This window comes from Rhodobacter capsulatus (assembly GCF_052363175.1).
GTDB lineage: Bacteria > Pseudomonadota > Alphaproteobacteria > Rhodobacterales > Rhodobacteraceae > Rhodobacter > Rhodobacter capsulatus_D.
In genome coordinates, this window is sequence record NZ_CP198946.1 from 3611167 (window position 1) to 3623902 (window position 12736).

The 12736-nt window shown below is 66.0% G+C and carries 15 protein-coding genes; all 15 read right to left on the minus strand.

Translation table 11 applies throughout. The features are described 5' to 3' along the window. Positions 1–423 precede the first annotated feature (423 nt). Entirely contained in the window at positions 424–2979 is a 2556-nt protein-coding gene (locus tag ACTTAI_RS18700; RefSeq protein ID WP_444452979.1) for a VapE domain-containing protein, read from the minus strand. Positions 2980–2988: 9 nt separating this feature from the next. Next, complete coding sequence (locus ACTTAI_RS18705) at positions 2989–4308, minus strand: ATP-dependent DNA helicase (RefSeq protein ID WP_097031838.1); 1320 nt, start codon at positions 4306–4308, stop codon at positions 2989–2991. Next, positions 4305–5054: a hypothetical protein gene (locus ACTTAI_RS18710; RefSeq protein WP_444452981.1), complete on the minus strand. Its 750-nt coding sequence runs from the start codon at positions 5052–5054 to the stop codon at positions 4305–4307. The genes ACTTAI_RS18705 and ACTTAI_RS18710 overlap by 4 nt, the downstream gene beginning before the upstream one ends. Beyond that, positions 5051–5902, minus strand: coding sequence for a hypothetical protein (locus tag ACTTAI_RS18715; protein WP_444452983.1), 852 nt, complete (start codon positions 5900–5902; stop codon positions 5051–5053). The genes ACTTAI_RS18710 and ACTTAI_RS18715 overlap by 4 nt, the downstream gene beginning before the upstream one ends. Beyond that, on the minus strand, positions 5899–6108 hold the full coding sequence (locus ACTTAI_RS18720) for a hypothetical protein (protein ID WP_444452985.1): 210 nt from the start codon (positions 6106–6108) through the stop codon (positions 5899–5901). Before ACTTAI_RS18720 ends, ACTTAI_RS18715 begins: the two co-directional genes overlap by 4 nt. A 10-nt stretch (positions 6109–6118) precedes the next feature. After that, positions 6119–6346, minus strand: a complete 228-nt coding sequence (locus ACTTAI_RS18725; protein ID WP_155045842.1) for a DUF6511 domain-containing protein — start codon at positions 6344–6346, stop codon at positions 6119–6121. A gap of 140 nt (positions 6347–6486) precedes the next feature. Beyond that, on the minus strand, positions 6487–6717 hold the full coding sequence (locus ACTTAI_RS18730; RefSeq protein ID WP_068767866.1) for a hypothetical protein: 231 nt from the start codon (positions 6715–6717) through the stop codon (positions 6487–6489). 82 nt (positions 6718–6799) lie between these two features. After that, the gene (locus tag ACTTAI_RS18735; RefSeq protein ID WP_444452987.1) at positions 6800–7549 is read right to left on the minus strand and encodes a hypothetical protein; all 750 of its coding nucleotides are present in this window, start codon (positions 7547–7549) and stop codon (positions 6800–6802) included. 18 nt (positions 7550–7567) lie between these two features. Beyond that, positions 7568–8425 (minus strand): ATP-binding protein, encoded by an 858-nt coding sequence (locus ACTTAI_RS18740; RefSeq protein WP_444452989.1) that lies wholly within the window; start codon positions 8423–8425, stop codon positions 7568–7570. A 101-nt stretch (positions 8426–8526) separates the two neighbouring features. Continuing rightward, positions 8527–9045, minus strand: a complete 519-nt coding sequence (locus ACTTAI_RS18745) for a hypothetical protein (protein WP_444452990.1) — start codon at positions 9043–9045, stop codon at positions 8527–8529. After that, positions 9045–9338 carry a hypothetical protein gene (locus tag ACTTAI_RS18750; RefSeq protein ID WP_444452991.1) on the minus strand — a complete coding sequence of 98 codons (294 nt, stop codon included), beginning with the start codon at positions 9336–9338 and terminating at the stop codon, positions 9045–9047. Before ACTTAI_RS18750 ends, ACTTAI_RS18745 begins: the two co-directional genes overlap by 1 nt. A 98-nt stretch (positions 9339–9436) precedes the next feature. Next, positions 9437–9793: a hypothetical protein gene (locus ACTTAI_RS18755; protein WP_418024675.1), complete on the minus strand. Its 357-nt coding sequence runs from the start codon at positions 9791–9793 to the stop codon at positions 9437–9439. A gap of 13 nt (positions 9794–9806) precedes the next feature. Then, positions 9807–10400 carry a sigma factor gene (locus ACTTAI_RS18760; protein WP_444452993.1) on the minus strand — a complete coding sequence of 198 codons (594 nt, stop codon included), beginning with the start codon at positions 10398–10400 and terminating at the stop codon, positions 9807–9809. 117 nt (positions 10401–10517) lie between these two features. After that, the gene (locus ACTTAI_RS18765) at positions 10518–11513 is read right to left on the minus strand and encodes a hypothetical protein (RefSeq protein WP_444452994.1); all 996 of its coding nucleotides are present in this window, start codon (positions 11511–11513) and stop codon (positions 10518–10520) included. Then, positions 11461–12699: a hypothetical protein gene (locus ACTTAI_RS18770; RefSeq protein WP_444452996.1), complete on the minus strand. Its 1239-nt coding sequence runs from the start codon at positions 12697–12699 to the stop codon at positions 11461–11463. Before ACTTAI_RS18770 ends, ACTTAI_RS18765 begins: the two co-directional genes overlap by 53 nt. Positions 12700–12736 lie beyond the last annotated feature (37 nt).

Genomic DNA, 12736 nt, shown 5'->3' on the forward strand with positions numbered 1-12736 from the left:
CCTGAATCGTGGGCCTTCGGCTTTGGTCGTGGGCAGAGAATCATGACACGCGCACCCATACAAGAAAAATGCGCCAGACGATGCTTCTGTCCCACCTGCTCGTGGGGTGTCCCACTTGGCGATCAAAGTGGGACGCCAGATTTTCCTTTTAGAACAAGGCGTGTCCCACCTGTCCCACTTGTCCCACCTTTTTCCCTACGTCGCATGAGGAAGAATGAGGTCGAGGGGGATGTATGTGCTCCATATGGGAAAGAGAGATGTTGGCAGTCCAAGTGGGACAGGTGGGACAGGATTGATTTTAAATGGTTTTTTCTGTCCCACCTTGGGCTTGAAGTGGGACAGGCCGCGAAGTGGGACAGCGGCAAAACGAAAAAGGGCACCCGGATGGATGCCCCTTCGGTGCCTGACACTGCCATCGCGATGTCAGCCGCGCGGCGACCTGCGGTAGCGCCATTCGCGGGTCGCGCCTGCGCCGCTGCGGTATCGCTCCCAATCCCGCGACTTCAGCCAGGCCCCCACGCGCATCTGGTCACCCTTGGTCCATTTCGCGGGCTCGATGCCGAGCGCGCCTTCGAGGATTTCGCCCACCGACACATCGCGGATCGGCTCGGGACGTTCGAACTCTTCATCCTGCCAATCATCCCAGCCCGCATGGCCGCGATTGACGCTGCGGGTGTCGTGGGTCAACCAGCGGTCGATCCGCGCGTCCCAGGCATCCGCCTGGTAGCGTGCCTCCTGCGCGGCGGCGGCTTCCGAAAGGATCGCCGGATCGTCGATCCACCAGATTGCGCCGTCGCGGAAGCGGTGGACGGCTTCGGCCCAGAGTTGATCCCGGTCACGGGCGATTGCGGCGATGTCGATGGTGCCACAGCGTAGCGGCCAGAAGCGGCGATTGCCGGTTTCATCGCGCAGATAGGTGTCGGGGTTCACAGTGCCCGCGAAGACGCATTGGCGCGGAACCTCGACAGTGTAGCGGCCATAGGGCGGACGGAAGCGGTCTGTGGTGCGGGTCAGGAAGGCCTTGATGCGCGAGACCTCGGCGCGGCCGATGGCGTCGAGTTCGGCAATTTCCACGATCCAGACGCCCTGCATGTGGATGGCAGCATCCTTGGACCCAAGCTCGGGCAACTCGTCGGTGAACCAATCCTCACCCGCCAGCACCTTGATGGCTGTCGACTTGCGCGCGCCCTGCGGCCCTTCGAGGATCAGCATGTGGTCGGCCTTCACGCCGGGTCGGTAGATCCGGGCCACAGCCGAGATCAGCCAAAGCGCGCCGATGGTGTGATGGAAGGCGGTCGGCGCTGCGCCGAGATAGGTGCTGGTCCAGGTCTCGATCCGGGGCGTGCCATCCCATTTCAAGGTGTCGAGCCAGTCGCGAACCGGATGGATGCGCAGGTCGCGGGCCACCGCGCCAACACCACGGCCGACAACCATCGGGGCGACGTTCAGCCCGCGCAATTGCAGCCACTCGGCCGTGCGCACATCGTCGGCATCGTTCCAGGGGCGCGGAAAGCGGATGGCCGGATCATCCCAAGGCAGCGGCTGGCGCACCACGATGGATTGGGCGAACTCGTCGAAGGCCAGGAGACCGGCAAAGACCGGATCCGAGGACAGGGCGATGATCACATTGGCCTCGTTGCGCTCGGGCGTGCCGGACAGATCCTGACACAGCCGCCCAAACCAGGCGGGACGCGCAATCCTGCCCTGCGGATCGCCCGTCGCATGCACGCGGCGGCGCAGTTCCGTCAATTGCTTGTCGAGGATGGACATGGAGATGCCGGTCGCAGTCTTGATCCGGGCAAGGATCTGGCGTTCGGGCAGCGGATCGAGCCGGGCAAGCGCAAGGCGGCCGAGAAGGCTGGAGAGTGCGGCGAGTTCGGGCGGGTTGGTCAGCGCCTCGGCGGCGGCAATCAGAACGTCCGGATCGCCAGGCGTCGGAGCTGCCGCTGTCGTCATGGCCTCAATACCGACCGGCTCGTCTGCCGAAATATCCCGGCTATAGTCGGCCGCACGCGCCCCGCGCATCAGATCGTCGTTGAAATCGTCGCCATGGAGCGGGACCACGATTTCGTTCGGAATGTCGGCCCGGTTCAGGCGATCCGACAGGGTCGCAGCGGCCTGACGACCGGCATCGCCAGCATCGGCGTAGATCGTGACCCGTGTCGTGCCCGTCGGCCACTGAAACCGCGCGAGCCCCTCGGCGGAGAGCGCCGCCCATACGGCGGTGCCGAACAGGGCATGCGCTGCCAGGGCGGTCTCGATGCCTTCAGCGATGCCGAGATGGCCGTCCGCAGGCATGGCGAACAACCGCACGGCCGCTTCGGCCACCGAACCCAGCATCTTCTTTCCGGCAGGCGCCTTGGCACTGCCGTCGTCGAGCAGGAAAGTCCGGTGAATACCCTGCGCGCGAGTGCCATCCACCAGGCGTGGCAATGCGATCAGCCCCGGCCAACCGCGTCGCGTGTCGAAATCCGGCAGGTCGGGGTGGAACAGCAGATCCGGGCATCCCGGATCAGCAAGGCCGCGGGTGCGGAGGTAGGTTTCGCCGGGGGTGCCAGCGAGCGGCTTTGCGCCATCGACCAGCCGGGCAATCTCGCCGGTATGATCGGGCTTCCCGCGTGGCGCGTTTCGGGGCGCGGGATGATCCATTCCGGCAATCCGCGCCGCCTCGTCGAAGAGCGCGCCATCGCAGAGCCCGGTTGCCTGCGCGATCAGGTCGATGGGCCCTGCGCTTTCGCCGGTGGCATAGTCGAACCCCCAGCCGGCATAGGGCCCGTCGAGATGGATCGTGCAGGACCCTTCCTTGCGCGGCGGGCGGCCGGACAGGTCGGCACAGCGCAAGGAGCGACGGTCGCGCGCAAGCCGCGCCTCCGGAAAGATGCCGGGGAGCCAGTCGCCAGCTGTCGCCGCCAGCCGGTCCTTTACGGCCGCCAGATCGTGGCGTGCTTTCGGCGTGCCGACATCGTTGAGATCGATCATCGCGCCCCCTCAGGCCAGAAGGACGAGCCCGCGCTCAGCGCGGGTGATGGCGGTATAGAGCCAGCGACGGCGGTCGATCTCGCTGCGTCCCAGCCCGTCATCCCAGACGATCACGTTCTCCCACTGCGACCCTTGCGCCTTGTGGGCGGTGATCGCCCAGCCGTAGGTCGCCTCGGTCAGCTTGCGCTTTTCCCGCCAATCGCGGTCATGGCGCTTGGCGTCGTAGGAGACGTGATCCTCGAAATGCCCCTTGTAGATGCGCAGCCGCCCGGGGCGTCCGTCGCTGTCGAAGGGGGATACCCGGCGCCCGTCCTCGTCATGCACCACGGCAGAGAAATAGAGGCTGCCCTCGTCGACGATATCCTCGAGGGTCAGGAACATGCCGTTGATAAGCCCGAGTGAATTGTCGTTCTTGAGGCAGATGATCTTTTCCGCCGCGCCAGTGGGCAAATACGTCCCGCCAAGGCCAGCCGCCGCGCGCATCGCATTGTTGATCTGCAACCGTGTCGCGTTCAGCCCGCAGATCAACTGCCCGCCGCGCAGCGCCTGTTCCGGCGAAATGTCGCCCTTGCGCATCTTGGCGACATGGGTGTCGTAGGTGCCAAAACCGATGGGCTCGCCCATTCGCGCCATGGTGGCGAGACGGATGATCGCGCTCTCAGTCGCCTGACGGTGGATCTCGGTCAGCATTACGTCAGGCGCATCGCGGGTGAAGGCGCCTTCGCCCTTGATGGGCGGCAACTGACCCGGATCGCCCAGAACGAGGATCGGCTTGCCAAAGCTCATCAGATCGCGCGCCATTTCCTCGCCCACCATCGACACCTCGTCGAGGACGATCAGCCTTGCATCCGCGGCATCGCTCTGCGGGTTCAGGGCGAAACGGGGATGCTTCATCGCCGAGAGCGCCTGCCGCATGGCCTCGATCGCGGCCTCGGCCGTGGTGCGGTCAAAGCCGGTCAGCCGCCGCGCGGCAGTCTCGGCCTCGCGGACCTTCTGCGCTGCGGCCTCGATTTCCGCTTCCGTGGCCTCGATCACAGAATAGATCAGGCTGTGGATGGTGCGCGCAGGCGTGCCTTTGCGGGTCAGCACCAGCGCCGCCTTGCCGGTGAAGGTGGCGGTAACCACACCCGGCACGCAGGTGCCGTCCTTCGCGCCGCGGTGGGGCGACAAGCCAAGCTCATCGAGCGCGAACTTCAGCACCGTGCTCTTGCCCGATCCGGCATAGCCAAAGAGCCGGAACACCTGTTGCGTGTCCGTGCGGTTCTCGAACCAGTCGCGGACCTCGGCGATGGCGGCGGCCTGCGCTGCCGATGGGGTGAATTCCGTCATGCCTGCCGCGCCTCCACCGCATAATCCTTCACCACCCCGCCGCGCGCGGGATCGCCCACTTCACATTGGCGCACGAAGATGCGCCGACCGTCCGGCAACTGGCGCCAATGTCCTCGACGCAGGTGCCAGCGCGGGCTGGCATGACTGCCGCCGAGCGGTTCGGATGCGGCGCGAAGCCGGGCCGGATCGATGGCGACCTGATGCCAGGTCCAGCCGCGCACGCCATCCCGCGCGAAGGGTTTGCGCCTGATTGGGGCGATCTGCCGTTCGCCGATCCTTGCAGCGGATGCGAGGATCGCGAGCCCACGCCAGACGATGGCGGCCGCCGCCTGACCGCTTTGTTCCGCCAGTCCTGCATCGCGGAGCGCCGGATTGGTGGCGAATTCCGCGACGCCGCCATCGGCGATCCGGACATGGGCATGGATATCGGTCCAACGTCTGGGGCTGCGCCAAAGGGCGAGCCAGACCGCCTCAATGCCGTCTTCGCGCTGCCGGGCATAGACGATCTGGCTGCGGATGGTCCGACTGCGGTCGGCCAACTCAAAAATCGTCTCGGGGTGTGGCAACCGTTGCGGACCGGCCGCCAAGCGGCGGGCCAGTGCATCGACGACGTCGGAATCGAACTGCGCCTGATCGGCGAAGCGCCAGACCGGTGCAAACTCGAACCCTTCGAGCAGGTCCGGCAGCCAGAAGCGCGCGCGATGGGTACGGATGATGCGTTTGAGATCATAGGCGTCGGGGATCATCGCCTGGGCTCCGCCCGTTCGCGGCTGAAACGCTCCACTGGAGCGTTTCCGGGACGCCGCTCACCCCAGCACCTAGCCGCCCATGCGCAGGGCGCGTGCCATTTGCCTCCGGCCATGCCACCCCGGCAGACGACAGCCGTGGGTTCGGTCGCCGTCCGGGGCAACCATTCGGCCGCCTCTGATGCTTGCACGACCGTGATCGCTCGATCCGACATTTCCTGCGCCAAGCGGGCATCGAAGGGCACCAGTTCCGTGTGCAATTCCATCGTGTCGCGGTTCAGCGCGGTGAAGAGCGCCGGGTTGGGCAGGTCCATATAGGCCTGATAGAGCGCGATCTGGGCGGCGTAGACGGGTCGCGCGATGCTGACGCCACGCTTGACCACATCCTTCCAGCTCGACGCGCCGAGCGCCTTGTTCTCCCAGAGCGCGGGATAATCCATCACCACGGGGCCTGAAACGAAGCAGCCGTCGATATGCCCCTTGAACCGGCCCGCCATGGCCGCGAAGCCGAACTGGCGGCCATCAGGGCGTGCGGTGCGCAGGTCGAACCCTGCGATCCGGAACCAGCCCGCGACAATGTCCTCGGCCCGGTGTCCAGCCTCGAATATCCGCAGGATGCGCGGTTCGAACTCCTGGCCCGCATCTTTGGGGATCGCGAGAAAGTCGTACTGGATCTGGCGCAAGCAGTCGCGCCCGAGCCCCGACGAACTGACATAGGTGCGGGGGCGCTCGGCGCGATTGCGCGCCGTCAGGGCGGTGTCGATGGCGGATGAGACGGCAGTGGCGATCGGCGGACGCGGCGCGTCCTGGCCATAGAGGCAACCAGAGCCATGGTTCAGGTCGATCATTGGTCGCGCTCCCAGAACCCGCCCGCCTGCGCGATGCAGGTCAGCTTGTGATGCTGGGCCTCGGTCAGCTGGGCGCGCGCGCCGAATGTCTCCAGCTTCTGGCGCAGGCTCTCGCAGAACTCGACCTCGAAGTCGGTGATGGCGTTCGCTGTCGCTGCGGCGAGAAGGTCGGTCCAGGGAGCGGTCTCGTCGTTCAGATCGATCATGACGGCCCCCTCAGAACGGAATCGGATCGTCATGGGCCGTGCCGGTCCGCTCCTTGCGTGCGCCCTGCGCCAGCATGCTGTCGACATAGCCGGTGACAGCCGCCTCGATCAGCCGGTCGATATCGGCGGCGGTGCGATGGAAGAAGGGCTCCATGAGCCCGAGGTCGGTCAACGCTTCGGCAAAGAGCGTCCGCGCGTCGCGGATCGCCTGTGCCTCGCGGGCGGTCTTGTCGATCATGCCATTCATCCTTTGGGCGATTGCGCTGCCCACGTCCTGACAGCGGAGCGAGCAGAAGCGGTGATAGGGATAGCGGTCGTGCTGGAGGCGGTGGACGTAGCCGAAGCCACGAGCCTCCCGCGCGCAGACGGCGCAAAGCGCTACCCCAGTAGGAAATTCGCGATCGGGTCCTCGGGCGGCCAACCCGCCCGCTGAAGCTTCTCGGTCTGCATCACGATCCAGCGCGAGATCGCGTTGCTTGCCATGGCCTCGAGGTCGCCGAGGGTGAGGCTTGCGATGGGTTGGTGCAGTCTTCCTCGGGCCTCGAGCCATGTTCCGATCTCCAGCGCGGCGGCGCGCGTCACATGCGCTTGCCATTCGTCCGGGGTCATGGGCCGGTCGCCCGGCCCAGCCCCATCGGGCTCGGCGGTGGTGGATCGCGCAGAGCCACCCGACCGCCGCTTCCGCCGCGCCTCAGCCATTGAGCCAGGCGGGCATCGCGGGGGCGCCCGGCGCGGCGGACGCCGGTGCCTGCGTCGCGGCAGCCGCTGTGGGTACGGTCTGCGCGCCCCAGGCCGGAGGGGTCGTTGCAGCGGGCTGCTGTGCCGCGCCCCATGCCGGTGTCGGCGCTTGCCAGCCCGGCGCCGCGCCGCTCGCGGCCTTGCGCGGCGGGGCGTTGACGGGTTCCGGCGGGACGGTTTCACCGCGCATGACGGTGGCATGGTGCGGCTCGTCGGGCAGAACGACGTTGGCGATGCGGTTCTGGTCGCGGTATTGCGGGTTGGACGCGGGCTCCACCATGATGCGGGCTGCGAAGACGATGCCGTCGAGATGCTTGAGGCCGGGCAGCACCCGCTTGGCCTTGGTCGCCGGGGTTTCGTCGCGCGGATCGAGCCCGAGGGCGCTGTCCACCATGGCGCGAAACGTGGATTTCGAGATATTCCAACCGATGGACTGGCCTTTCTCGTCCAGCTTTCCGCCCGCCACGGTGAAGCTCTGCCAGAACTTGCGCCGGGCATGCGGGCCCTCGACCACGGTGAATTCGCAATCGAGCATCCGCGCATCGCTGGACTGCGAGGCCTTCAGCAGCCCCGCATCCATCGGCGTCGCGCCGTTCACCCCGCCGGGGCGGATGGTCAGGCGGACCTTGGCAAAGGTGCCGTCCGGGATCAGCTCGCCGATGGGGGCCATCTGAGGCTGGGCGTCGTTCAGATCGTAGCTCATGTCAGTTCCTTTCAGGGATCAGGAGGCAAAAGCGGGTTGATGGGAGGCGCGACCGTCGATCCGGGCGAGCAGCGCGCCGAGGTCGGGCGGTTCGGTCAGGTCGAGACGGCCGGAGCGGTCCTTGGCAGGAAGGCCCCAGGGATTGCCGGACTTGCAGACAAGGCGGCGGTCGGTGGCGGTCTCGTCCAGCACCCAACCACCCTCGGCATCGCGGGCGAACAACTGCATCGAAACCACCTGGTCCACGATGCCGGGCAATTCCCGCCCCGCCTTGCTGCCTTCCATCTGCGGCTGCCAGGTGACGGCACCGAAATCGTCGGTCACCTTTTCCAGCACGCCCACGAAGATCACGGTCTTGCCGCGAGCATGCTGGAGGTGCTTCAGCGCCTGGATCACCTCACGCCCCAGAAGCCCATAGGCGCCTCGGACATCCGGCTTGCCGGTCCGGTCCGAGAAGGCTTCAGGCTGCTGGCGGGCATAGGCCATCGCCTGCCGGGTCAGATCGGTGATCGAGTCGACGAAGACGATGCGGCGCGCGGCGAGGAAGGCCTCGATGCCGCTGTCGCGGTGCTGGGCCTGCAGCCACGCGTGCCGTTCGGTCCCGTACCAAGACTGCGGATGTTGCGCGGGGTCCGGCCCGCCGATCAGCACCGCCAGATCGCGGAAGTCGGTGAAGCTGCGCACCGGGATCGACGCGCCGCGCCAATCCTGCACCGATTTCATGCCAGCCTCGAGGTCGAGGCAGACGGTTTCGTCGGCCGGGAGGGATTTCAGAAGCGTGGTCTTGCCCACGCCGGGCGGGCCGAAGATGGCGAGCGAGGTCTTGTTCTCGGCGGCCGAGAGGCGTTCGTCGGCGGTGATGATGCGGAAGGCCATGGGATTCTCCGAAGGATTGCAAGGGGCGCGGCGGCGGGGGTGACCGGGTGCCGAAGGGGAACCTGCCCGGCGTTGCCGCTCGGGCGTCCCGCCGCCGCGCGTCACCGGTCTCGGGTCTCGAGCCGGAACACGGGTTTGCCGGTGGTCTCGGACCGGGCGGCTGCGAAGCCTTCGCGCATGGCGTCGGGCCAGGCCCCGAAGCGGCGTTCGGGCACGCGATAGGCGATCTCGAGATACTGGGTCGGATCGTCGCCGACCTCGCGGATCCGGGTTGCCATGGCGGCCAGCCGGTCCTGATCCCACGTGACCTTCTTCGGCAGGTCGGCGATCACCACCACGCCCGCATCCTCGATCCGGACGGTGCCCGAGGTCTTGCCCTGCGCAGACCGCTCAGCCTCGGTCGCGGCGCCATAACGCTGCGCCAGTGCCGCCTCAAAGCGGTCCTTCAGGCGCTTGACCCGGGCGGTCTCGGTCGCTGCTTCTTCCTGCAGCGCAAGAAGCAGCGCCGGTGGCATGTCGGCGATCTCACCGATGGACAGCCGGTCGAGGTCGTCAAACTTCGGCATGTTGTCGAGGCGGGCCTCTGTCGGCGCCTCGGTGCTGGGGAAAGGCATGGCCATTACAGCCCCTCCCGCTTCAGGGCCGCATCCACGGCACGGTCCGTGCCGACAGCCCCGGCTTCACGCGCCAGACGATGGAGCTTTTCCAGCGCCGAGGATCGCTGGATGGCCGCAGAGAGTTCGGCATTCGCGGCGACGATCGCGATGGCGATATCGTCGACACTCGCGGTCTCGACGGGCAGCGGATCGGTGGCATCGCCGGGACGCCAGGCGGCGGGGATCACCTCCGGCAGATCCTCAAGGCTGCGGAAGGCCTTGCGCAGGCGCGCAAGCAGGCCGTTGGTCTCGGTCATGTCGTGGTCTCCGATGAGGGATGCGGCCGAGCTTCCGGCCAGAAGAAAGTAAAGGGACGGCGGCAGCCGATCCCCGATCCAGGCAAGCGTGGCGCGCATTAGGCGGCCTCCTCTGTCGCGATGAGTTGGGAAAACGGGATCGGCGCATGGCGCGGCTTGGTCCGCGCGATGGCCAGATAGGCGAAGCGATCAGGGCCGACGCGGACCTGCACCAGATGCACCAGCGCGGCCTCGAAGGCGCGGTGGGCGGCACTGGCCAACGCCCCAAGCCTGCGGCGTTCCGGTTCCGGCAAGGTGGAAATCACCGCCGTGATATCGATCCCGAGAAACCCGCGATGATATTCGAGCCGGTCGCCCGGCATGGCCTGGCCGATCCAGGCGCAGAACTCGATGTCGGTGAGCGGCCGGACCTTTGCGGGCGTGAATTCGGTGAGGGGCATGACGATCATCTCCATGTCGGTCCTCTACTCACGCTGCTTTCGAACCGTCCCACTCGACCGCGATCCCGCGCATGGCGAGGTCGAGCCGCAGGCGCGCGATGTGACGGTAGAGGGCGGAACGGGAGGTGCCGGTGCGTTCGACGATCTCCGCGACAGCGCAGGTGCCAAGCGCCGCGCAAAGCCCGCGCGCCTCCTCGGGCAGGCCGCCCAGCACCCGGGCGAGATCGTGGATTGTGTCGGCGTCGTCCGTCGCAGAGCGGTCCTGCCCATGCCAGGCGGCCAGACCATCGGCTTCCGCCAGCAAGCAGCCCAGCGGCTCGGTCGCGCCGGAAACGGGGGCATCGAGAGAAAGCACCGTGCCGCCCTGCGCGCGACGCTGGCGATGGTGGCGGATCGCGATGCGCGAGGACTGGTTGCGCAGGACGATGTTGGCGAAAGCGCCGATGCTGCCACGGCGGGCGTCGAAGCCGGGCAGTCGGCAGATCAGGTCGACCAGCAGGTCCTGGCGGAGATCGTCGAGATCGGCGGCGGGCAGCACCAGCTTGCGATGCAGGCGGCGCGCCGCAATGGCCGCCTCGTCGATCAGCGTGGCAAGGTCATTGGGGGAAATGGGAGGGAGCATCTGTTTCGATCCTGGTCGTTTGCGTTGACCAGTCGAAGATGCAACCTGCTGAAATTCTTTATCTCTCGGGCTTCTCCCGGAAACCTCCCGAAAATCTCCCGGTGCCGGAAAACGGGTCTAGGCGATGAACGCGATCCCGGAGGATGCAAGGTCGAGACGTGCGCCGACCTTGGACTTGCGATCGATGAACCCGTTGCTCGGGACCGCATCCAGCCGCTTGTTCTTCCGGAACGCATCGCGCAGCCGGTTGATGCAGCGATCGACCTGTTCGGGATTGCTTTCCCGCCCTGTGCTCGCCTGAAGCGTTGCCGCCAGCGCCTCCTTTGAAACCCAGCCCCCGGCGGCCATGGCCTCCTCTGCGAGCAGGGCGAAGGCGTCGAAGTCTCGCGGCTCGATGTCGATTTCGATGCCTTCGAAGATCACCCGGCGGCCGATACGGTCGATCTGGAGGCGCGCGTCCGGGGCCTGCTGTCCCGTGGGCACCCGAACCCGACCGAGATCGAGCGCGAAGGGGCGATCCGGGTCGTCGCGCAGCAGATCGAGGGCACGGGTGACCGTCAGGCGGAGGCCGTCGAGCTGGCGAGCGACCGCCGTCGGCAAGTCGCAATCGCCGAGACTGATCAGGGCAACAGGCGTTTCGCTGTCGATGGCGCCGCGCACATGGTCCACGATTTCTTGCGAATTCTCCTCCCGCAGTCGCCGCACAAGGCAGATTTCGGCAGTTCGACCATGCTGTTCGTGGCGACCGAGCCGCCAAATCCTGGCCGAGATCTCAACCGGACCCGGCCCCTTCAGTCCCGACTGCTCGCGTATCGCGCGGCAGAGAGCGGCGATGTCGATGTCGAAGGACTGGATATCCAGCGCGTCGTCGTAACGTTCGCACTCTCCGGTCTCTGGATCGACGACGATCAATTCATCGCCGACCACCTGAAAGACCGCAGTGCCATCGTTGCGTTCATCCTCCCGATCCGCCAGGATTCCGAGATTGCGCAGCGATCGGACGAAGCGCGGATCATAAGGCTCTAGCTCTGCCGCACCGATGGCACGGATCGGATGACGATCACTCTGCCGCAGCAGCAGCCTGATCAGTTCTGCGGCGTTTGCGAATGTCATTGTTTTCCAGCATCTCGAGGATGAGCCGTTCGTGCGAGTGGTCGCGCATGCTGACTGTGCGCGGCGGCCGGATCGTAACCGGGACCACGATCTCGCTGCCGTCCACTTCAATGGTGACGTCGATCTTGGCATGCACGATCCGCACGTCAGCAACCTCGATCTCGGGGGCCAAATCCTTCAAGCGCCTGAGCGCATTCTCGGAATCGCCGAGCGCCAGAAACCACGGCGAGCGACGCAAGCGCCCCGTAGCGGTCAGTTGCGCCTCATCGATGCGCACTTCCCGCAAGGCGACATGCGTGATGTCGCCGTCGGGATCGAAGGTGAACCTGAACTTCTCGCCGTGTCGCTGCAGGGGACCGAGAGTGTAGAGTTCTTCTTTGGCCGAGGCCTCGAAAATGTCGCCATCTCCAAGGACATGGGCGCCGAAAAGCCTTACCAGCTTCTTGGCGTCGGTGGCGGACTTCGAGCCCACAGAGACCGCGCTCCTGCGTCGGTCATACTCGATGGTCGATTGCACGATCTCGCGGAATTTCAGCGTGTCCTCTGCCCCCTCCTGATCGACGTTCTTGGTTTCTGGCTTGGAGCCGTGCAGGATCAGCACGCGTAACAGATCGTCCTCTTCGAACCACCGCACATCGCAATAGTGACCGTTGTAGCGGCCTGCGAAGTGCAGCCGTGCCGATTCGGCGAAGCTGTCTTTTACCCCGGCATCGTGGTGGCGCAGTTCGACGTCCTCCCGTTCCGCGTCGCGTTCGAGCTTGGACGAATGGGCAAGAAATGCCGCTGCGCTGAGGGCGCGGTCGAAGATTGCACGGTGATCGAGCCAGGTGACCAGCGCCATGAAGCGCGGCGTGAAGCGCAGATCGTCAGCTGCCCCGTCGATACGACACGCCGACAGGACATCAATACCAGCCTCCGAGGCGATTTCCTGGATGATTCGTGCGCTGGCATCGGTCGACAGCGTCGAGATATTGTAGAGTGCGAATTGCAGCTTTGCCGGGAATCGCAGGTCAGCCCTGGCGAAGAGCGCGAAAATCGCCTCACGCCGCTTTCCCTCGTCCTCTGGGAGCCCATTCCAGTCGAAATCTATCTGGCCCAGATAGGGGCTCAGCAAACGATGAAGCAGTTCGAGGTCGACGGTGCGCGAGAACGCGCGATCGACGAAATTCTTGATCCTCTTTGCCATGTAATCTCCTCTCGCCCCGAAACCTTGTCGCTTGCGG

Excerpts from the sequence above, each read along its gene's own strand:
- ACTTAI_RS18730 (WP_068767866.1), bottom strand. The coding sequence starts at position 6,717 with ATGACCCCGGACGAATGGCAAGCGCATGTGACGCGCGCCGCCGCGCTG.
- ACTTAI_RS18760 (WP_444452993.1), bottom strand. The coding sequence starts at position 10,400 with ATGCTCCCTCCCATTTCCCCCAATGACCTTGCCACGCTGATCGACGAG.
- ACTTAI_RS18700 (WP_444452979.1), bottom strand. The coding sequence starts at position 2,979 with ATGATCGATCTCAACGATGTCGGCACGCCGAAAGCACGCCACGATCTG.
- ACTTAI_RS18720 (WP_444452985.1), bottom strand. The coding sequence starts at position 6,108 with ATGATCGATCTGAACGACGAGACCGCTCCCTGGACCGACCTTCTCGCC.
- ACTTAI_RS18745 (WP_444452990.1), bottom strand. The coding sequence starts at position 9,045 with ATGGCCATGCCTTTCCCCAGCACCGAGGCGCCGACAGAGGCCCGCCTC.
- ACTTAI_RS18750 (WP_444452991.1), bottom strand. The coding sequence starts at position 9,338 with ATGACCGAGACCAACGGCCTGCTTGCGCGCCTGCGCAAGGCCTTCCGC.
- ACTTAI_RS18765 (WP_444452994.1), bottom strand. The coding sequence starts at position 11,513 with ATGACATTCGCAAACGCCGCAGAACTGATCAGGCTGCTGCTGCGGCAG.
- ACTTAI_RS18710 (WP_444452981.1), bottom strand. The coding sequence starts at position 5,054 with ATGATCCCCGACGCCTATGATCTCAAACGCATCATCCGTACCCATCGC.
- ACTTAI_RS18705 (WP_097031838.1), bottom strand. The coding sequence starts at position 4,308 with ATGACGGAATTCACCCCATCGGCAGCGCAGGCCGCCGCCATCGCCGAG.
- ACTTAI_RS18740 (WP_444452989.1), bottom strand. The coding sequence starts at position 8,425 with ATGGCCTTCCGCATCATCACCGCCGACGAACGCCTCTCGGCCGCCGAG.
- ACTTAI_RS18725 (WP_155045842.1), bottom strand. The coding sequence starts at position 6,346 with ATGATCGACAAGACCGCCCGCGAGGCACAGGCGATCCGCGACGCGCGG.
- ACTTAI_RS18755 (WP_418024675.1), bottom strand. The coding sequence starts at position 9,793 with ATGGAGATGATCGTCATGCCCCTCACCGAATTCACGCCCGCAAAGGTC.
- ACTTAI_RS18770 (WP_444452996.1), bottom strand. The coding sequence starts at position 12,699 with ATGGCAAAGAGGATCAAGAATTTCGTCGATCGCGCGTTCTCGCGCACC.
- ACTTAI_RS18715 (WP_444452983.1), bottom strand. The coding sequence starts at position 5,902 with ATGATCGACCTGAACCATGGCTCTGGTTGCCTCTATGGCCAGGACGCG.
- ACTTAI_RS18735 (WP_444452987.1), bottom strand. The coding sequence starts at position 7,549 with ATGAGCTACGATCTGAACGACGCCCAGCCTCAGATGGCCCCCATCGGC.